Below are 19,602 nucleotides of genomic sequence, written 5' to 3'. Positions count from 1 at the left end.
AGATTTGGCTCCTGCGCGCGTTGAAACTTCAGCATACTCCTATTGCAAAGCTATTTACGGCGCACTTCCCTGCACTTTGGACACTTTCCTGCATCGCCCAAGCATTTCGCAGCGGAATTCACCTCAGACGATATTGGAGAGGGCCCCAGAAGCGGCCGAACACAGGTCTGCCGAGGTGTTCGGCGGCGGCAGAATTCGGGGGGAGCCGGCAAGCTCGGAAGCTCGCACGCAAACCGCTTCGCATCTTTCCGATAAGGCGCCGGATTTCGGCAACACAAGGTCCTAGATCAGGGAATTCCGCTTTAATTGCATAGTAATGTCATTGCGTTCGAAGCAACGAACCGAGCGAACAAATGGCTCGTTTTTACTTCAACCTGGAAGGCAAGCACAATGTCGACGACCCGGCGGGCTGGCATTCGAGAACGAGCTCCAAGCCTTTCGTGCGGCACAACATCTAGCAAATGCCCTAGCGAGTGCTCAGCCTTCACTACGGGGTACAACTTGCGTGGTTGTTACACGTAACGACCGAGGTGAGTCCTATTACGTGAGCGTTTGACCGAGCTTACCGATCAAAGCTTTCGGCCGCACTGCGCTTCGTTGCTGCGCTTGCTAACTGCCCTCATAAACCTGCCTTGCTGCCCCACACGGGCCTTCGCACGCTTTTGGTCCAAAATCCAAAAGGAGGGCCTGCTCAAGTTACATCGATCGTTTCTGCGAGAGATGTCTCATCTGATCGCAAACTGGGGGCAAAATGCTACGGGGCAATCAACGATTTATTCTATTCTTCGATCTGGCGATGGCGCCTCATCCATCCGACGCGCCGGCGTTACCTTTGGCTGAGTTCATTCCCTACCTAAAGAAGAGGCAGGCTAGTGATCTTTGCTTTCAGGTGATTGATAACGAGCGGCGCGTCATTAGACTTTCGGCACTAAGGGAAATTAAGCTCTCGAATGGCACGCCGGCGATTGCGCTATTGTTTTGCCTCGGAGATCGGGACAAGGCCGACCCAGGCTTTACAAACTTTAAGACCGGAAAGGTCAGAATCCCGAAGCGTGCCGATGATGAAGCTGGGGGCCTTTCGGTTCATGCGGTGATCTCACTGAAGCCCACCCAAAGAGGCGGTCATTTATATCGCATGGTTTACGAGGATGTCTCGGGCTTTGGCCGTTCTTTGATCCAAGGATTTTTGCGAGCAGAGTTCAAGACAATCTCTGATGATCAGGGGCTCACGTTCGAGCGAGAGGGATCAAAAGAGCCTTTGAAGACACGTCCTATGGTGGAGTTGAGCGGACACGCCTCTGACCGTTTGAAGGACTCGATCAAGGAGGGCCGTTTGCTGCACGTGGAGTTGATCAATTATCGGGAAAAGAATCTGGGTTTCGACGAATCCAAGTTTATTAGATCCGTGCGGCGCGACCTAAGCCTATCGATTGGGAAGGGATTACCGCAAGGTGAAGCTCTGAAATTCATCGAAAAAGTGAAGGAGTATGCGCGCAAAAATGACTATGAAGCGATGCGCGTTCGATGGAAGGAGTCACATGCAAGCAGAGCTCACAGCGCTAAAGTTGATACGGCCAGGGCGGATGCTGGAGAAGCCTTGTTCGTCAAGTCTGCTGAGGTAACATTGCGCCAGGCTTTGCCCGACATCTCCGACACCATGAGCGACGAGCTGATATCGAAGATCAAAGTCTTCGTTGGATAAAGCCATGTGGCGGATCCTCGTCCCTCTACAGTATCTGAGGATAGCTCATCCCGAGAAGTGGAAGTTCGACTTCGGCCTGCCGATTGTTCTTTGGGCGATCTTTGCTCTGCCTATTATCTCATCCGAATTCGTGAAGGATGCTCTGGGCTCACTGGACATTATCGGCAAGCTGAGCAGCTTCCTGGGGGTACTCACAGGATTTTTCATTGCGGCGCTCGCGGCGGTAGCGACTTTCGGCAAACGGGAGATGGATGACCCGATGCCTGGCGAACCGCCTGTTCGGCTCGAGCACACGGTCAACACGGAGACCTATTTTGAGAATCTGAGCCGCCGCCGCTTTCTATCTTTCTTGTTTGGTTACATGGCCTTCCTGACGCTAGTGCTCTACGTGGTAGGCTACGTCTATCTCATCACCGATAAATATTGGTTATCTGAAGCGGCTCCAAGTTGGCGACCAACCATCTTCCGGGTTTTCTGGTGCATGTACGTGTTCGCCTTGGCGAACCTGTTATCGAACACCCTTCTCGGCCTTTTCTATTTGACGGATCGAATTCATCGACCGAATCGGGAGGCTCGATGGAGGTCCGATGATGCCCGCCAGAACTGACTCCTTAGATCGGGCATCGCCGTTCAAGAAATTGGCGGGCTTAAGGCTGCTCATTTGTTTGCCCTCCGCCCTATGTCAACCAGCAGTCAACTTGCGGATATACGCGGGGTACGGAGCGCATGTGAATGCAAGCCCACCAAATCGAGTAGTTGAGACGACAACGTTCTGTCAGCAAGCTCCGGTGACTCTGTCTTCCATCCGAAGGACAGGCCATGAGGGACAATGATGACAAAAGAGAAGGAGAAAACAGCAAAGAAGGGCGGAGGGAAGCACGAATTCTTCGTGGTGAATCTGACCAAAGAAAAGCTTAAAGGGCATGTTTTGTGGAAAAGCAGCGGCAACGAGATCAAGGTCGATGTCGAAGGCCTTGAGCCGGGCAAGCGCTCGCTGCGAAAGCAATTTTATCCATCCAGTGGCAACCGGAACTATTGGCGCTGGTCGGAACGAGACAGGGAGTACCAGCCGAACTGTGACCATGGCTATAGATATGCTATTGTAACCATCAGCAACTACGGAATCCGAGTGCTTGCTACCGACACGAGCCCAGATACATGGAAATGGTAAGGCATGACGCGACATGTCAGCTTCTAATCTCTGACTTTGCGTGTCTGCTTCCATTTCAGGGGGAACAACCGCAGCAAAGAAGCTGGCGCTAGACAATAATCGCCACATGACCGCGATGACCGATACGCCTGCGCCCTATGCAAACAGCCGCGGGCTCGCTCCCCTGCGGGATGACGGCGCCCGCCGAGCACGGAGCGCTTGCGGAACGGATGGGCGCGAGCATGACAGGTGAGATTGTGCCGACAACTGTTATGTTGGCTTGTCTGCAAGTATGGCGTTCCTGTGCGCATCGTAGCGTCGAGGGCTGTCAGTAGCATTCTGGCGAAGGCAATGAGGGCGAGTTTGGCTAGTTTGACGACCTGTCGCAATCGTGCGTGGAACACCTTGAACGGATCGGCCGGGCGGCGGCGATCCTGCTCTTGCCGCGGAAGGCGCCGCTATCGACGTTGAAGAGCCCGCCCGGCGAGTGCCGCCACCTGCTTCGGTCCGACTTTGCCGAATTCCGGCATCTGCGCAATCAGCTGCATGCAGGCCAGGGGACCGACGCCAGGCAGTGAGCGGATCAGCTGGGCATCATCCGAGATCTCCGGCTCGGCATTGATCAATGCGCTGATGTCGGCCTCGATCTCGGCGATCTCACTGTCGAGGACCTCAATGAGACGGCCGATACAATCGGCCATGGCGCGGTCGTCGGCCTCGCTGCGTCCGTTCTTCTCCTGGGCGCGCATGAGAACCAATCGATCCCGCCGTTTTGCAAGAGACGTTGCGGGCCGGGTTGGCGGCCGCTCGGTCGCCGGCTGCTGCGTGGCGCCTCCCAAGCCAACGCATCACAGCCTAAGCTCTAATCTGCACAGGAAGAGCGGAATAACCATGCACAAAGTTAGACGCAATTCGCCCGGGTTCGCCGACAACCTTGACTTCCAGCCGCGCATTCAAAATTTCTTCCCAGAGGAGTTTCAACTGCAGTTCCGCGAGATGTCTGCCAACGCAGCGATGGATGCCGAATCCGAACGAGAGATGCTGCCGCACGTTCTTGCGGTCGATGCGAAATGTGTCGGCGTTCTCGAAGACCTCTTCGTCGCGGTTACCAGAGATGTACCACATGACGACCTTGTCGCCCTTTCTGATTTGTTTCCCACCTACGACAATATCGGTCGTGGCATTGCGGCGCATATGTGCGATCGGCGTTTGATACCGGATGATTTCGGACACGGCGCTCGAAACCAATTCGGGATTATCGCGTAGCCTTCGCAGCTCGGAGGGGTGCTGGTTCATGAACAGGAGGCCCCCGGTAATCGAATTACGCGTGGTGTCATTTCCCCCGACGATCAGCAGAATGAGATTCCCAAGAAACTCGTTCGGCTCCATCTGTCGAGTTGCAGGCGAGTGCGCCATCAGGGAAATCAGGTCCATGCGTGGCTCGGCATTGATTCGCTCGTTCCAAAGCCGCGTGAAATACTCCAGGCACTCCGACAAGATCGTGCTTCGCTCATCCCAGCTATCGATCGCATGACCGTTTTTCGGAATTGCAACAGCTACGTCTGACCAATAGGTCAAGAGCCGCCGATCCTCAAATGGAAAGTCGAATAGCGTGGCCAGCATCTGCGTCGTCAACTCGATGGAGACCATGTCCACCCAATTGAAGTCCTCATTGCGCGGCAAGCTGCCCAGAATCGTCTTGACCCGACAGCGGATCAAGCTTTCGAGCTTCGTCAGGTGTTCCGGTGCGACGATCGGACTTACAGTATGGCGCTGCTCGGCATGTTTAGGAGGGCCCATTTTGATGAAGCTCTGGGTCCAATGCTGGTCAGGCACGTCGACAATAACGACACCCTGCTCCGACGAGAACGATTTGTGATTTGTATCTACCGCCACGATATCTCGGTATTTCGTTACGGACCAATATGGACCATAAGCGCTGGCTTTACAGTAGTGAACGGGGTCTTCCATTCGCAAACGCTCGAAGTACCCCCATATGCTGTCGTCCTGAAAGCGCTTGGCTTCGCTTACATCCAGATTGGTCAGCGGGATCTGCCACACATCATCGGCTCTCAAGCCTGCCGATCGCGTTTTCATGACCATATTGTTCTCTCTTGAGATCTACGGATCTGGTCACGATCCATAGTTCGAGCTGCGTAGCGTTTTTGGTTGCGCGGGTCGCCGCTCAAACAGAGTATCCCAAAGTGCGAGCAGCCTCCCCTACCATATCCGACAGTAAGGACCGCATTGAATTTTCGAATCGCGCCTCCAACGGTCGTTCCGATTCTTGACTGGAGCGGCTTCTATGTCGGTGTCAACGCTGCCGGTTTCTTCGATCCGCCCTTGGTGCGAGGTGGCATAATTCAGCCGTAGGCACGTTCGGCGACGAAATCGCTCACGTGGCGAACTCGATGTTCGGTTTGGAGCGCGCACGGCAACTGGGCCGATTCAAAGGCGCAACGCCAATCTCGCTTTCGTCGGCGTCCAGGATGAAACCAAATTCGATGCCTTCGGCCTGTTCACGGGCCCGGTCTACGCGTGAAACAACGTGTTGCAAAATATCAAAGTGGTGCTGCGGTCGCCCGCGACAAGTACCGCGTCGTCGATCACGCCGATTGACAGTTCGGAGCGAGTTCAACTTCAAGGTCCGCACCTACGGTGCCATTCCCGGCGCATGTCGCTGGAGGCGCCACCCGTTCAATGGGAATGTTCGCCAAGGCCTAATCGATATGCGCCTCACAAAAACTTCAAACCGAACGGTCAGCCTTATACTCGGACAGGGCGCGGCCTTATCCCGACAAGAGTGTTGGATAGGGTATAACAAGAGCTCACTCGTCATCGAAAATGGTCGGCAGGACAATGCCGTGCGTCGTTTTGATATCCCCGCAAGCCTTGGACTTACCAGTCCGTAGCGGCCTCTACACATGTCCACACCAACGTACTGTTTCAGCAATCACTTTGCTGCTACCTTAAATCGCGAAGTCTCTGGAAGGGGAACCGCGGTTGGTCTCCTTGCAAAAGCGAAACTTGGCGACATCCACTGCAAGCAACGCAGCTCTCAGGAAGCAAAAGGGGGACGCACCTCAGCGGCCCCATACGAGGAGGGCCGAATGACAGTTTGGTCTTTCGTGCCGCCGCAGGGCCGGCTCAAGAAGTGCTGCCTGTGGCCGAGCGCCGCCTTAGCGTCAGATGCGCTGTTTGCTTAAACCATTTCATCGGTAGGCCAATGTAGTAGCCGCGCCTGCGAAGCTCTGGTTCGGACCTGTTGAGCGTTTCGCAAATGGATTTCACAGGCGTGCCTGCATCAACAAGCTCGCGCAGCAGTTCGTCTTCTCGTTTTGTCCAGCGAGAAGCGCGCAGAGTAACTTCATTCAACCTCTTAGCTCCGATTTCACGCGGTTCTGGCGAAGAGCTCTCCCTCGGCGAGACCCTGGCTCAGCTAATACCGTGCTGAGCCCGTTGCCAAAGCTTTGTCTGTGATTCGTTCGCGTTCTGGAATGCGCAGTACAGTCCCAATCAGGATAGGGAAAATTCATTTGAACAGGCTCGAGTGTGACCGAATGTAGATATTCTAAACCGAAGCTTCTTCCCAGTCATAGCGTCGGCCTCAAAATGAATGGCAGGGGAGGCATCCCTTCGAAAGCTATACGTTCGCATAGTCGAACCTTCGTAGGTCGTCCGATCAGAGAGTATCCGCTGACCCAATTCTGTTGGCACGTATCCCTGCAGCCACCATGCCGCGAAGGCTGTCCTCGAGCCATGCCTTGCGTCGGAACTCCTTGCAGCCGCGAGCTTGCATGGCATTCCCCCAATACTGAGCAACGCTGACCATGTCCCGGACCACCTCGACCGCCAGCCACGTGATCAGGCGATCCTCGGCCAGAAGGCCAAATGCTCGCCAGCTGCGTCGGCGTAGAGATACGCGTGTCCTTTCCGCCCATCCTTTTCGATGCGTAGTATTTGCGGCGGACCCGATCTTTGCTGAAACACGGACATGAGATTCCGCTTCATCGAAGATCGCCGCGCCGATTATCCGGGGACGCTGCTGTGCGACATGCTCAGCGTCTCGCCGGCCGGCTATTATGCTTGGCGCTCGCGCCCGGAGAGCCGACCAATCGTGATCTCGTCGACGACATCGGGCGGATCTATCTGGCCGCCGTCATGGATCTGTACAGCCGCAGGATTGTCGGCCGGGCGATGGCGGATCATTTGCGCGCCGACCTGCCCTTGGCGGCCTTGCGGATGGAGAGCTCGGCGCAGCGGCTAGGTGCCGGCCTGATCCGCCATTACGATCGCGGCGTCCAATATGCCTCGGCGGATTACCGCACGCTGATGCAATCCGTCGGCCTCAGGGCGTCGATGGGCCGCAAGGGCAAGTGCTATGACAATGCTCCCATGGAGAGCTTCTTTCACACGCTCAAGACGGAGCTCGTCCACCATAGGCACTATGCAACACGGGCAGAAGCCACACGGGATATCTTTGCCTATATCGAGGCCTTCTATAATCGAAACTCGTCGTCACTCCGCCGTCGGCTTTATCAGCCCGATCGAGATGGAGCTGAACGCAGCTTAACTCAGTCCATTTTTTCGGGGGAAGATCATCTTTTCCATTAGCTCCTCTTCTATTTTCTCCAGACCGCGTCAGCTTCTCGAAAGCTAATGGTAGGTACCGTGGGGGCTTGAGAGCGAACGGCGGTGCTCAGATATGCGGCCGGCCCAACCCGACAGGAACATGGCCCCATTCAAGAACATCAACCCATTGGACGGAGATTTTGCTACCTACAACTCCACAGTCCAGCAGCCCCAACAGCAGCAAGCGGAATTTGAGCAGCATTTGAACGAGCTGCATCAAGCGGATGCCCTTAATCCCGACAGAGAGCTTTTCGATATCTCTGAGGAAGACGATCGCCTCATTAGAGCAGCGGCTGATGCAGCCCTCGATCGAAGGGGCGAGCCGAGGGCTGTCACAATCGGTAATTATGAACGTAGTCTTCGCAAATTAGCTGATGCGCTCAAGCCTTCTGGCCAAAGTATTACTATGCTTGATCATAAGTCGTTGCTCGATCATGCTAAACGGTTGTTTCCGAGAGACAAGGTAATCGTTCCCGCGTTGTCAATGCTCAGTCGGCATCGTGAGCCCGACGCCCCCGCTCGCCCCATTACACCACAATATCGTGCCTCCAAAGAGGACGAGGACCTCATCAGAAGGGCGGCTGAAGGAAACTTTTGTCGGACGATCGGCCGGCAAACCGGCGAAGATTATGCTAACAGACTTCGCAAGCTATCTGCAGCGCTCCAGCCTTCCTCAATTGCTGTGCTCGATCACGGTTCGCTGGTCCGTCACGCGAAAAGGTTGTTTCCGGGCAACAAGAGGCTCGTCTATGCGTTGAACAGGCTTGATGATTACCGCAGGCGGGGCGCTTCGCGCCGGAAACGAGGGGGTTCGCGGTTGGCATTAGAGCCGGCGGCCAATGCGCCGGTGCAAAGTGTCCGTCAGGAGCAGCTTTTGGATACTGAGGCCTCCCGGTCGGCGGGCGTAGCGCCGCCGACTGTAAGACGCGCTGTCCTGAATCCTTATCCCAACGACTTGGCCCTCATCGAAGCGTACAAAGCAGCGCCCGCGGAAGGGATCTCTGAAGATACGGTCATCAATTATGCAAACCGTCTTACAGGGTTCAGCGTCCACCTGCGCAAAAAAAGCAAGCCGGGGATTGCTGCTCGCCTTCACGACGGGTCGCTGGATACAGATGTCAAGGACTATAAGGACTCCGACGGTCGCTACGTCGGTGCGGCACTGGCTCATGTTCGGAAGTCGCTGCCGCACGGAGCGTTGGAACTTGGGCAGCACACTGATCCCGAAGACGCGGTCGCGAGGCGCGTCGGGAAGTCCCCTGCGCAGCACAGCGCGTCGGAGGGAAGCGCCAGCGGGCCAGAGATCCTGCTGCCTGCGGAAGGTCACGATCAGGATGTGATTTCGGGGATGATGGACGAAGCCGACCCGTCGTCGCTTTTCGAGCCAACCCCGCGCGATCATCAGGCACCGGATCCCGATGAAGCCATTCACCCGTTGAACTGGCCACACAACGACCAGCCGGCTCCGGACGATCTGACAGGGAGCAACCTCCTACCAAGCGACGACGTCCTTAGCGGTGAGGATTACACGGGGCAGTGGAGACCAGCGAAGAGGCAGAAGACGCTAAGCAATCCCCACGGAGATGCCACCGGGCGGCAGCTGAGCGAGATCGGCAATTCAGGCGGTCGCGTGCTGATGCAAGGCCCCATTTATCAACTGAGTGCATCGCCGTGGCAGGCGCAACTCATACTGCAGGGGAGCGGGGACCAACACGTCTCGGCGTCGCATGACGAAGGCGGGGTTGTTGCATCGCCTGTGGCCCTCCCTGCGGAAGATTACGATCAGGATCTGCTCTGGGGGGCGATAGAAGAAGCCGGCGCACCGTCGTCTCTCGAGCCAACCCCGCGCGATCATCAGGCACCGGATCCCGATGAGGCCATTCACCTGTTGAACTGGCCGAACAACGACCAGCCAGCTCCGGACGATCTGACAGGGAACAACCTCCTACCAAGAGACGAGGTCCTTAGCGGTGAGGAGCAGCTGAGCGAGATCGGCAATTCAGGCGGTCGCGTGATGATCCAAGGCCCCATTTATCAACTGCGTGCATCGCCATGGGAGGCGCAACTCATACTGCAGGGGAGCGGGCACCAACACGTCTCGGCGTCGCATGACGAAGGCGGGGTTGTTGCATCGCCCGTGGTCCTCCCTGCGGAAGATTACGATCAGGCTCTGCTCTGGGGGGCCATAGAAGAAGTCCGCGCACCGCCGTCTCTCGAGTCAGCCCCGCGCGATCCTCAGGCCCGCGATTTCGGGGAGGCTGTTCGTCACTTGAACTGGCGCCACGGCCACCAACGCGCCCCCGACGAGTTGATCGCTGCGCTAGACAGGAGCGGCCTCCTGCCGAGCCAGGAGAACCAACTGACGAGCTTCTTGATCAGCGGTGAGCGCTACACGGCGGAGCTGATGCCAGCAGGGATGACGACGCAGAGCACGCCACTCAATTCGCGAGGCGCTGCCATTGGTCTAAGATATCGACCGGAAGGCGTTCCGCAGCTCAGCTCGCGCCCGGAGAATCACGCCTCGCCAGAACACCTTGGCGGGACGATGGAGCAAGCTGGGCCCGTGTCCGCCATGGCAGAGGCGACGTCCCCCGCGGTCGGCGAGAGTTTTGATGCTTCATTCGCCACTCCCGAGGACTTTTCCCACCGTGCCCAGCCCGTCCCGGACAGGATGCTTTCTAGGTTGCGCCAGTTCGGCCTCTTGCCGAACGCGGCGCAGCGGGTCATGAGCTACAAGATCCGCCGAGAGCGCTACTGGGCCGTGTTGGGGCCGGGAGGGCCCAATGACGTTCAGCTCATCCATCACCCTCCAGCTGATAGTGAAGCTGCGCCAGCGGCACCGGCGAGAGCTCCGGTAGACATCTACGACGGTCTTGAGTCACTGGTCGGTTTGCCATCCACGGCGCAGCAGCTGGGTGATGGCGCTAACTATCTGTCGCTGTTCCCGCGGACACCGTCAGACGCTCAGATCGGGGCTTTGGATCCGACAGCCCCCCTCCGCGACCACGGCGGTCTAGAGCTCGGCGCCATCGACTGGCTCGGCGATGAGCATATCGCGGCGGATTACGCGCTCCTGGAGCAGGAGTTGCAGAGGGACAATCCGGATCTCGCCATGCGGACGCGCTTCGCCGATCCCCTCATAGCCCATTATCATCTGCGCTTGGGCGCCGATGGCGTCGCGCTTCGCGCATTCCAGCGTCTGGTCCATAATCAGAACGGAAACGACACGGCGGACTTCCTGTTCCTGCCCTTGAATGATGCCAGTGCTACGGATCCTAATCGCCGCGGCACCCATTGGTCGCTGCTGCTCATTGATCGCCGCGAGCGGGCCTGGCCAGTCGCCTATCACTACGACTCCAGGGGAACCACCAACAGCGCCATTGCAGCAGAGCTCGCAGGAAGGCTTGGCTCTCGCCTGCAGCCAGCCCGCCTGGCCCAGCAGCAGAACGGTTATGATTGCGGCGTGTTCGTGGTGGACGGCACGCGGGCACTGGTCAGACGATTGGCCCAAGGAGAGCGGCCACAGCACGAGCCGCTGCACCTCGACAACCTCGTCGCCGATCGGCAGGCACTTCAATACCGGCTGAGAACCATCCCGACTTGGGCTGATGGAGATGGCTGAACGGCTCTCGCCGACGCCAAGGTGCGGTGGCTCCCTCTGTTTTGAGGATCGGCGGATCGAGACGCGCTCTCTTCCAAATTGTTGGCAAGCGGACCCAGTCGATCGGCCGCAGCAATCAATCGCCCCCGACTCCAGGCCGGCCAGACGTTGTCGCGCCACGCAGTGGGTTCGAACGCAGGTTATTGCAGCGGGGCACTATGACGTTTCCAAACGCGTGCAGCATCGCGCTACACGCGCTTCAACTTGCGTGTCATGCTGATTTCTTTGAAGGCGCCTGACGTTGCGCCCTCGTTCGCCGGGCCACCAGCGTGCATCGCCAGCAGTTCGTCGGTCAGGACTGGCGACGCTGGCTCGTCCAGCGCTTCTTTGCCTGTATCCGGTGGCAGTGCTGTATCGTGAGCGTCACGAGAGGATCACCGTGCCCGGCCTTGACTTGCGCGGAATGCTTTGGATTGCCCGATCGAGGTGATTGACGCTGCCGTTGCGTGATGATGGGGTGACCGCGGGTTAGAGCGGGCGACGGGGGACCTCGGAATGACCAGCGAGTTGCAGCTGCGCGAGAAGCTTCGGAAGATCGAGGCGTTGTTCGCGGGTGCGGGAACTGCCGGTGAGCGCCTCGCGGCGGAAGCTGCGCTACAGCGGGTGCGTGCTCGGGTCGAGGAGCTGGCTCGCCACGATCCGCCAATCGAGCAGCAATTGTCACTTCCCGACCAATGGTCGCGGCACCTGTTCTTGGCGCTTTGCCGCCGGTACGGGCTGCGGCCGTTTCGTTATCACCGCCAGCGACGCAACACGGTGATGATCCGTGCCTCACGAGGCTTCGTCGACAAGGTTCTGCTACCGGAGTTCACCGAGCTGGAGAGGGCGCTGCAAGTCTATCTGCACGAGGTGACGCAACGCGTGATCCGCGAAGAGATCTATGACGACACCAGCGATGCGCAGGAAGTTCCAGATGCCCTGCCGTCGAACTGATCAGGCGGCGAGCTTTGCCTGCGGACTATCGCGCTCGGCCTTCCAATTCCACGGCAACAGCATGTGCAGCTGATTGATCTTTGTACGACCGGAGACGACGCGATCGAGAACATCGGTCAGATAGTGCCGCGGGTCGATGTCTTGCAGCTTTGCCGTGTTGATAAGCGACGCGAGAATGGCCCATGTCTCGGCACCGCCTTCACTGCCGGCGAACAAATAGTTCTTCTTTCCCAGGCCTATCGGCTTGATGCTGCGCTCGACCGTATTGTTGTCTATTTCAATGCGTCCGTCATCGATGAAGCGCGTCAGGCCGTCCCAATGGTTGAGGGTGTAGCGGATGGCTTTGCCCAGACCGGACTTCTTCGAGACTTCCAGCAGTCGCGCCTCGAGCCAGGGTTTGAAGTCCTCGATCAGCGGCCTGGTGTCGGTTCGCCGCACCACAGCCCGATGCGTCGCCGGCAGACCGCGGATGCGATCCTCAATGGCGTAGAACATCGCGATCCGTTGCAGCGCTTCCGCGGCAATCGGCGACTTCGTCGCGACGTGAACGTCCCAGAACTTCCGCCGCGCATGCGCGAAGCAGAACGCCAGCTGCACCAGACGGCCGCCGTTCTTGATCAGGCCCTTGTAGGCGGCATAGCCGTCGACCTGCAGGATGCCGTGGTAGTTCCCGAACAGCCGCTTGGCGCGGATCGCCTTGCGATCCTCGGCAAACATGTAGACCACCGCCGGCGGCGCCAGGCCGCTCCACGGACGGTCGTCGGTGGCGATCGCCCAGAACTGGCAGACTTTGGTCCTGCCACGGCCGGGATCGAGAACCGGCAGCGGCGTCTCGTCGGCAAACAGCCGCGGGTAGGAACATCACTGTGTCGCGCAACAGCGTGTGAAGCGGCTTCAGCCACCAGGCGGCGCGGCCCATCCACGAGGCCAGCGTCTGCCGGTCGAGCGTGATGCCTTGCGCGGCGAACATCTGTTCCTGCCGATACAGCGGCAGCTGGTAGCCGTATTTCATCACCGCGATGTGGGCCAGCAAGGCTTCCGTCACCATCCCGCCGTCGATCGCCTGGGCCGGCGCGGGTGCCTGCAGCACACCCTGGCGGCATCCCCGGCAGCCGTACCGCGGACGCACAATGCGCTTGACCCGGTACTGCATCGGAATGACGTCGAAGGCTTCCTTGACGGTCTCCCCGATCTTGTGCAGCGGCTCGCCGCAGCAGGGGCAGATGTGGCTCTCGATATCGATCATGACGTCGATGCGCGGCAAATGCTCCGGAAGCTTCCCCCGGTTGCGTCGCGCCGGTCGCTTGCTACGGCCTTCCGCTCCATCAGGCAGCCTGCCTCCGGTCACGTCGTCGTTGACGGCGGCACCAGCCGCCTGCGCCGTGATGGTGAAGAGAGACAGCTGTCCGGAATCCAGTGTCTCGGAGCGGGGACCGAAGATCGTGTGCTTGTACTGGGACAGGATCATCAGGAGCTTGTCGTTCTCCTGAACCGCAGCGTCGCGTTGGGCGATCGCCGCATCACGCTCGGCCGCCAGCGTGCCGCATTCCGCCGACAACGCCGCAAGCCGTGACGATAGCTTCATCACGGCTTGTCGGAGCACGGCTGGATCGGAAGGCAAATCAATCATGCAGCGTAATCGTACAACAACTCTGCATGAATGACGAACTACTCTTGATAAGGATCAACCAGCTCGTGCTGGCTGATCCACAACACGCATTGGCACACGCTTCCAGTCTGAGCCATCGAGCAGCACCGAGAGCTGAGCATGAGATAGCGGCATGACGCCTTCCTTGATCGGCGGCCAGGTGAATTGCCCCTCGATTCTCTTGTAGTAAAGGACAAGGCCGCTTCCGTCCCAGGTCAGGATCTTCACGCGATCTCGGCGCTTGGAGCGGAAGATATAAAGTCCGCCGTCGAACGGATCGGCTCCAAACGCCTCGCTCACCAGCATCGCCAGTGAGTCCATGCCGCGACGGAAATCGACCGGCTGCGTCGCGATCCAGATCGACAATCCGGGTCGCAGCCCGATCATCGGCAAACCGTCAAACCGTCCCGACTGCCGCCAGCACCTCGCACAGCGCCCGCCGGTCGACCGTCCCCCTGACACGGATGCGAACCGCGCCGACCTCGATCTCGATTGCCGCCTGCTCCTCACACGACCGTAATTTGCTCCCGCAGCCGGTGATCGCGACCGGCACAAGCCAGGTGGCACGTCTCCAGCCCCACGCTCCGCGACCTTCGCCCGCGTCGTTTGACGACGCCACAGAAACAACAGGCTTGGGCTGATGTCATGTCGCCGCGCCACCGCGGACACGCTTGCACCCGGCGCAAAACTCTCCGCGATAATCGCCCCCTTCGCATTGGTCGACCAGCGTCGGCGCCGGCCGGTCCCGGTGATGATCTCGACACGCTGCAGCGTGTCGGCGCCGTCTTCGAGGATAGGTGTATGCCTATCCTTATCGCTATCCTTACGACTATCCTTTGACATGCAGACCTCGTGACTAACCATTCCACGAGATCTTCCTAACCCACCAGATCAGCCCTCAGCCCGTGGTCCCGGGATGACGCTCACGCTGTATCCTCGTCCGCTGGGAATGTAATGTCCCCCCGAGAACTTCCTCGGCTTTGTTCAGCTTGCCTGCCCCTAGTCCTGCTTCAGGCAACTTACCCCATCAAGATGAATACGATGCAGTGGGTATTGCGAGCGAACTTGCCGCCCCGACCGCCACGCTCGATCTTGAATTCCGGATCGTGACCCGCGGCAAGACCAGTCCAGCGGACATTGAGGGTATATTCTGATGGCGCGCCGTCTCCGTCATGCGCCCTTGCGCGTGCTTCTTAACAACCGCCTCGTCGGCCGCCTCAGCAAGGCGGCAAGCGGCGCTATTGAATTCCGATACGAGGTAGCCTGGCTCGGATGGGAACATTGCCCTGCCCGTCTCGCTCTCGCTACCGCTGCGCGAGGATGCATTTCGCGGAGAAACCGTCACCGCTGTCTTTGATAACCTCCTGCCCGACTCTGATTCGCTACGTCGCCGGGTGGCGCAAAAGGTCGGCGCCGCCGGAACTGACGCCTACAGCCTGCTCGCGGCCATCGGAAGGGATTGCGTCGGCGCCTTACAGTTCGTCGACGACGATGATGATGATCGCCATGGCGATGGTCACACTATCGCCGGCGACGTCATCGACGACGAAGCGATCGAAAAGCTCCTCAAAGGGCTTGCCCAGGCTCCGCTCGGGCTTACGCGTGATGACGATTTTCGGATTTCCGTGGCAGGGGCGCAGGAGAAGACGGCGTTGCTGAAGCATAACGGCAACTGGGTCAAACCGCATGGCACCACGCCGACAACCCATATTTTCAAGACGCAGATCGGGGAGCTGCCGAACGGCACCGATGTTTCGAACAGCGTCGAGAATGAATATTACTGCCTTAAGCTAGCTTCGGCCTGCCCGTGAACAGAGCGCACATCGCAACCTTCGGAAAGACGACGGCGCTGGTGATCGAGCGCTTTGACCGAAGATGGACAAAGGATGGCCGTCTGCTCCGCCTGCCGCAGGAAGATTGCTGTCAAGCCCTGTCGGTCCCGCCGACGCGCAAAGACCAGAGCGATGGCGGCCCAGGAATGGTGAAGATTCTTGATCTGCTCAAAGGTAGTGACACGCCTGCCGACGATCAGGCGACGCTGCTCAGAGCGCAAATTTTCTTCTGGCTGATTGGCGCAACCGACGGCCATGCGAAGAACTTCAGCATCTTCCTTGCGCCCGGCGGCCGCTATCAGCTGACGCCGCTCTACGACGTGCTCACGGCACAGCCCAGCCTGGATACGGGCCAAATCCAGCGCAAGCAGATGAAGCTCGCAATGCCGGTCGGGACAAACAACCACTACAGAATTGCCGAAGTGCAGGGCCGGCATTTCCTCCAGACGGGCGAAGCGGCGGGCGTACCGAAAAAGCTGGTGCAGGAGTCGATCGAAATGGTAGCTGCTACTGCTGAAGCTGCTCTCGGCAAAACCGAGGGTGAGTTGCCAAACGGATTTCCCGAGGCGATTCATACTTCCGTGAAAGCTGCCGTTATGCAGCGCTTGCATTCACTGAAAGTATCATAGCAAGCGGATCACGATCACTTGCATCAGCTGCAGGGCCAGCGACCAATCTCTCAAGGCAGTCGCAAACTTGGGAATGGCCAGCCGCTGCCCTTCGCAGCAGGCAGACATTCGAGCAGAATGGCGCGCTGTGGGGGATGCGGCTACCCTGCGCTATTGATATTTTTAGCAGCAGCATCTGCTCGCCCAATTGGTGGATGGCGACTACATTCGCCAATGCCAGCGAACACGCGTTGACCTCGTCGTGCAGCTCCTTGTAGGTGATGTGCTTGGACTGCGAGGGATCGTCGCCTTCCCAGATGATCGCGGTCTGATTGGCGCGCTTGGCCAGATGCCGGTAGATGCAGTTCCCGGCGACGTTGAGGACGCCGTCCTCGAACCATTTGATGGAGATGTTCCCGGGCGCGTACGAGACGTTCTCGATTTTCGTCGGCGCCTTCATCCAGTCGATGTGCCTGGCCTGCTCCACCCAAAAACCGTTCGGGTCCGAGATCGAGGGCGCGTACATGTCCTTGTACTTGGCCTGGTCGAACCAGGCGCGCTTTGCCCACTCGGCCGATACCGGATATGCCTTGTCTCGGCGGCCACTCTCTTCTCTGCGCTCATCGAACATCCTCCGTTCGTTATATACGTGCACATCTCGGAGGTGCGACTACGTTTTTTTAGTAATCCGGGGACGAAAAAAGGGCCGCTGCCGTAAATCAGCAGCGGCCCATCCAAGTCTAGGGAGGTTAAGCAGACTAGCCGGTCTGCCAGCGGATTGCTTACATTTTGCTCGTCGTCCGATGCCGAACGTGAACAATCAGTTGAAAGTCGGCGAGCGCAACATGACGATTTCGCCGATTCCCAACGTCCACGATCAAGTACTGATATCTCGACCGCGGGTTTCGGGCAGCAGTAGAGCCCCGATGATCGCGGTCGAAGCTGCGAACGCGATGGTGTACCAAAGCCCACCGAAAATATTGCCGGTTGCGATGACGACCGCGGTCGCGACGAATGGTGCAAATCCACCGATCCAGCCGTTACCGAGCTGCAGCGCCACGGAGACGCCGCTGTATCTTATGCGGACCGGGAACAGTTCGACCAGAAGAGCTCCGAGCGGGCCATAAACCATCGTCGCCAGGAACACGAGGGCAAATAGCACTCCGATGACCAGGGGACCATTAGGCTCCGCCGGTGCCTTCAATGCCGGTAGCCCCTTCTCGGTGAGCACCTTGAGGACCTTGGCCTCGTCGAAGGGCACGGCCGCTTCATCGCCGATCTGGACGGTGAGAGATGCCGCATCGGCCTTCACGACGTAAGGAACGGCGCGCGCGGTCAGGAACGACTTTACGCGGGTGCATTCTTTCGTCGCTTGGGGACTGAAGAGCTGACTGAACAATGATTGATCTTCGGTACAGTCGTTTGCGTGTATCACCACGGCCGTTTTCGCGCGGAATTCCGCGAGCGCGGGATTGCCGTAGGTTGCCAGCCCCTGGAAGAGAGGGTTGATCAACAACGCCGACAAGGCGCATCCCGCAACGACGATGGGCTTGCGCCCTATCTTGTCGGATAGCCAGCCGAACAACAGGAAGAACGGCGTGCCAAGAGCCAGGGCGACGAGCAGATAAAAGTTCGCCTGTTCGAGGCTCATCTTCAGAACTGTCGTCATGAAATAGAGGCTGTAGAAATGCCCGGTGTACCAAATCACGGCCTGACCAGCCACGACGCCGAAGATCGCGACAAGCACCAGACGCAGATTGCGGCGGTCACCGAACGTATCGACAATCGGGTTCTTTGAGCCTTTGCCCTCGGCCTTCATCTGCTGAAACACCGGCGACTCGTGCAGCTTGAGACGGATATACAGCGAAAGGACTAGAAGGGCGATCGATCCGATGAACGGTATGCGCCAGCCCCAGCTCGCGAAGCTCTCCGCCGACATCGAAGAGCGACACAACAGGATCACGACTAGCGAGAGGAACAGGCCAAGCGTCGCCGTGATCTGGATCCAGCTTGTGGTGAAACCTCTACGGTCCGCATCGGAATGCTCAGCAACATACGTCACGGCGCCACCGAACTCGCCGCCGACAGCAAGACCTTGCAGCAGACGCAAGCCGACCAGGATGGTCGGAGCCCACCAGCCAAACGTTTCGAAGGTCGGCAGTAGCCCTACCGCCGCAGTAGCGAGACCCATAACCAGCATGGTCACGAGAAACGTCTTCTTGCGCCCGACGAGATCACCGAGCCGCCCGAAGACGACCGCACCAAACGGGCGAAGGACGAAACCCGCCCCGAAAGTCGCCAGCGCAGCGAGCAATGCCGCTGTTTCATTTCCCTTTGGGAAAAAGAGCGTACTGAAGAACGCGGCCAACGAGCCGTAGATGAAGAAGTCATACCATTCGAACACGGTGCCGAGGGCAGCCGCGAAGATGATGCGCTTGGTGTCGCGATCCAGATGTTGGGAAGCGAGGCCCGCTTGTGATTCCAGGGCGTGAACTGACATCTTGTCCTCCGGCATCAAACGTTTTGCTGCAAATGAGACGTCACTTCTTGCGCCAGACGTGGCGGTAGCAAGCCGTGCCGTGCCACGAAATCCTTCAACAAGCGATTGAAGGTGTCCGGTCGCTCGAGCATTGGAAAATGCCCCGCCGATGGCACGTAAAAAAGCGTGCTGTTGGGAATGTTGCTCGCCAGCATTTCCGACTCGCTTGGAGGAGTGATGATGTCCTCTTCGCCGACGACGACCAACGTCGGCACGCGGATCTCACTAAGCCTTGCGCGGCTATCCGACGCATTAAGCGAGGCGATCGCCTGACGTGCCACGAAGGCTGGCGTCTGCGCCACTTCGTTTTTGGCAAAGTCGATGAGTGCGGGACTCGCAGCAGAACCGAAGGATCGTTCGATGACCTTCTGGCTTGCTGCGACCACGCCCAGATCATCGATGGCTTTGAGGACGTTATCGACGTTGACGTCGGCCCCCAAGCCGTGCGGTGTGGCTCCGACCAGCACAAGCGCCTTTACACGCTCGGGGTAGGACAGCGCGAAGTTCTGGGCCACGGTGCCGCCCATCGAAAGCCCAACGAGAACCGCCGAGTCGATCGCCAATGCGCGATACACTCGGAGCACGTCTTCGACGAAGGCATCGATCGTATAGCTTCGGTCTTCGGGACGTGGCGAACGGCCATGACCGGGTAGATTGATGCGGAGCATCTGGTGACGGGGCGAGAACGCCTCGACCTGCTCGCGCCAGAACTCCGCTGTAGTCGTGAAGCCGTGCACGAACACCAGCGGGATTCCCTCTCCCGACACCTGCACGACGGTGTCTCCGATTGTGATGGTTCTGATGGGTGTCATTCCGCTCCTCCCGAGATTGGTTTCCCAGCGAGAGGTTCGCAAGCGCCGTGCCATTTCGGCTTCTTGCGGCACGATGCCGCCTAAC

At 58.6% G+C, this 19,602-nt stretch carries 12 protein-coding genes and 4 pseudogenes; 7 read left to right on the top strand and 9 right to left on the bottom strand.

What is annotated here, in order from left to right:
- Window positions 1–751 precede the first annotated feature (751 nt).
- The 3 genes from ACR9YP_RS12105 to ACR9YP_RS12095 all read left to right on the top strand — a co-directional run bounded on the left by ACR9YP_RS12105 (window position 752) and on the right by ACR9YP_RS12095 (window position 2,873).
- The gene (locus ACR9YP_RS12105; protein WP_474219913.1) at window positions 752–1,702 is read left to right on the top strand and encodes a hypothetical protein; all 951 of its coding nucleotides are present in this window, start codon (window positions 752–754) and stop codon (window positions 1,700–1,702) included.
- Between the two features lie 4 nt (window positions 1,703–1,706).
- A complete protein-coding gene (locus ACR9YP_RS12100) occupies window positions 1,707–2,309 on the top strand; it encodes a hypothetical protein (RefSeq protein WP_474219911.1) in 603 nt (200 codons plus the stop codon).
- Window positions 2,310–2,531: 222 nt separating this feature from the next.
- Window positions 2,532–2,873 carry a hypothetical protein gene (locus tag ACR9YP_RS12095; RefSeq protein ID WP_474219909.1) on the top strand — a complete coding sequence of 114 codons (342 nt, stop codon included), beginning with the start codon at window positions 2,532–2,534 and terminating at the stop codon, window positions 2,871–2,873.
- Between the two features lie 437 nt (window positions 2,874–3,310).
- Here the strand turns inward: ACR9YP_RS12095 and ACR9YP_RS12090 are convergent, their stop codons facing one another.
- The 3 genes from ACR9YP_RS12090 to ACR9YP_RS12080 all read right to left on the bottom strand — a co-directional run bounded on the left by ACR9YP_RS12090 (window position 3,311) and on the right by ACR9YP_RS12080 (window position 6,227).
- Complete coding sequence (locus tag ACR9YP_RS12090) at window positions 3,311–3,601, bottom strand: hypothetical protein (protein WP_474219907.1); 291 nt, start codon at window positions 3,599–3,601, stop codon at window positions 3,311–3,313.
- 106 nt (window positions 3,602–3,707) lie between these two features.
- Window positions 3,708–4,955: a cytochrome P450 gene (locus ACR9YP_RS12085; RefSeq protein ID WP_474219905.1), complete on the bottom strand. Its 1,248-nt coding sequence runs from the start codon at window positions 4,953–4,955 to the stop codon at window positions 3,708–3,710.
- Between the two features lie 1,044 nt (window positions 4,956–5,999).
- Window positions 6,000–6,227: a hypothetical protein gene (locus ACR9YP_RS12080; RefSeq protein WP_474219904.1), complete on the bottom strand. Its 228-nt coding sequence runs from the start codon at window positions 6,225–6,227 to the stop codon at window positions 6,000–6,002.
- 711 nt (window positions 6,228–6,938) lie between these two features.
- On the opposite strand from ACR9YP_RS12080, the gene ACR9YP_RS12075 reads away from it, so the two are divergent.
- The 3 genes from ACR9YP_RS12075 to ACR9YP_RS12065 all read left to right on the top strand — a co-directional run bounded on the left by ACR9YP_RS12075 (window position 6,939) and on the right by ACR9YP_RS12065 (window position 12,078).
- Window positions 6,939–7,466, top strand: a complete 528-nt coding sequence (locus tag ACR9YP_RS12075) for a DDE-type integrase/transposase/recombinase (protein WP_474219903.1) — start codon at window positions 6,939–6,941, stop codon at window positions 7,464–7,466.
- Between the two features lie 118 nt (window positions 7,467–7,584).
- A complete protein-coding gene (locus ACR9YP_RS12070) occupies window positions 7,585–11,106 on the top strand; it encodes a Ulp1 family isopeptidase (RefSeq protein ID WP_474219901.1) in 3,522 nt (1,173 codons plus the stop codon).
- Window positions 11,107–11,640: 534 nt separating this feature from the next.
- The gene (locus tag ACR9YP_RS12065) at window positions 11,641–12,078 is read left to right on the top strand and encodes a hypothetical protein (protein WP_474219900.1); all 438 of its coding nucleotides are present in this window, start codon (window positions 11,641–11,643) and stop codon (window positions 12,076–12,078) included.
- Here the strand turns inward: ACR9YP_RS12065 and tnpC are convergent.
- The 3 genes and pseudogenes from tnpC to ACR9YP_RS12050 form a co-directional block, all read right to left on the bottom strand.
- Window positions 12,079–13,663: pseudogene (tnpC, locus tag ACR9YP_RS12060) on the bottom strand (IS66 family transposase).
- Window positions 13,664–13,762: 99 nt separating this feature from the next.
- A complete protein-coding gene (tnpB, locus tag ACR9YP_RS12055; protein WP_249757165.1) occupies window positions 13,763–14,113 on the bottom strand; it encodes an IS66 family insertion sequence element accessory protein TnpB in 351 nt (116 codons plus the stop codon).
- 219 nt (window positions 14,114–14,332) lie between these two features.
- A pseudogene (locus ACR9YP_RS12050) lies at window positions 14,333–14,569 on the bottom strand (transposase); the annotation flags it as partial.
- A 437-nt stretch (window positions 14,570–15,006) separates the two neighbouring features.
- Here ACR9YP_RS12050 and ACR9YP_RS12045 point away from each other — a divergent pair.
- Window positions 15,007–16,187 (top strand): annotated as a pseudogene (locus ACR9YP_RS12045) (type II toxin-antitoxin system HipA family toxin).
- A 214-nt stretch (window positions 16,188–16,401) separates the two neighbouring features.
- Here the strand turns inward: ACR9YP_RS12045 and ACR9YP_RS12040 are convergent.
- The 3 genes and pseudogenes from ACR9YP_RS12040 to ACR9YP_RS12030 form a co-directional block, all read right to left on the bottom strand.
- Window positions 16,402–16,797, bottom strand: a pseudogene (locus tag ACR9YP_RS12040) (acetyl-coenzyme A synthetase N-terminal domain-containing protein); the annotation flags it as partial.
- A 246-nt stretch (window positions 16,798–17,043) separates the two neighbouring features.
- Window positions 17,044–18,666, bottom strand: a complete 1,623-nt coding sequence (locus tag ACR9YP_RS12035) for an MFS transporter (protein ID WP_474219898.1) — start codon at window positions 18,664–18,666, stop codon at window positions 17,044–17,046.
- A 14-nt stretch (window positions 18,667–18,680) separates the two neighbouring features.
- Window positions 18,681–19,517 (bottom strand): alpha/beta fold hydrolase, encoded by an 837-nt coding sequence (locus ACR9YP_RS12030; protein WP_474219896.1) that lies wholly within the window; start codon window positions 19,515–19,517, stop codon window positions 18,681–18,683.
- Between the last annotated feature and the right edge of the window lie 85 nt (window positions 19,518–19,602).

The organism is Bradyrhizobium sp. BR14999 (assembly GCF_056106085.1).
The sequence above is the reverse complement of the archived record's forward strand: the minus strand, read 5'-3'. Positions and strand labels throughout refer to the sequence as shown.

Excerpts from the sequence above, each read along its gene's own strand:
- ACR9YP_RS12105 (WP_474219913.1), top strand. The coding sequence starts at position 752 with ATGCTACGGGGCAATCAACGATTTATTCTATTCTTCGATCTGGCGATG.
- ACR9YP_RS12100 (WP_474219911.1), top strand. The coding sequence starts at position 1,707 with ATGTGGCGGATCCTCGTCCCTCTACAGTATCTGAGGATAGCTCATCCC.
- ACR9YP_RS12095 (WP_474219909.1), top strand. The coding sequence starts at position 2,532 with ATGATGACAAAAGAGAAGGAGAAAACAGCAAAGAAGGGCGGAGGGAAG.
- ACR9YP_RS12090 (WP_474219907.1), bottom strand. The coding sequence starts at position 3,601 with ATGCGCGCCCAGGAGAAGAACGGACGCAGCGAGGCCGACGACCGCGCC.
- ACR9YP_RS12085 (WP_474219905.1), bottom strand. The coding sequence starts at position 4,955 with ATGGTCATGAAAACGCGATCGGCAGGCTTGAGAGCCGATGATGTGTGG.
- ACR9YP_RS12070 (WP_474219901.1), top strand. The coding sequence starts at position 7,585 with ATGGCCCCATTCAAGAACATCAACCCATTGGACGGAGATTTTGCTACC.
- ACR9YP_RS12065 (WP_474219900.1), top strand. The coding sequence starts at position 11,641 with ATGACCAGCGAGTTGCAGCTGCGCGAGAAGCTTCGGAAGATCGAGGCG.
- tnpB (WP_249757165.1), bottom strand. The coding sequence starts at position 14,113 with ATGATCGGGCTGCGACCCGGATTGTCGATCTGGATCGCGACGCAGCCG.
- ACR9YP_RS12035 (WP_474219898.1), bottom strand. The coding sequence starts at position 18,666 with ATGTCAGTTCACGCCCTGGAATCACAAGCGGGCCTCGCTTCCCAACAT.
- ACR9YP_RS12030 (WP_474219896.1), bottom strand. The coding sequence starts at position 19,517 with ATGACACCCATCAGAACCATCACAATCGGAGACACCGTCGTGCAGGTG.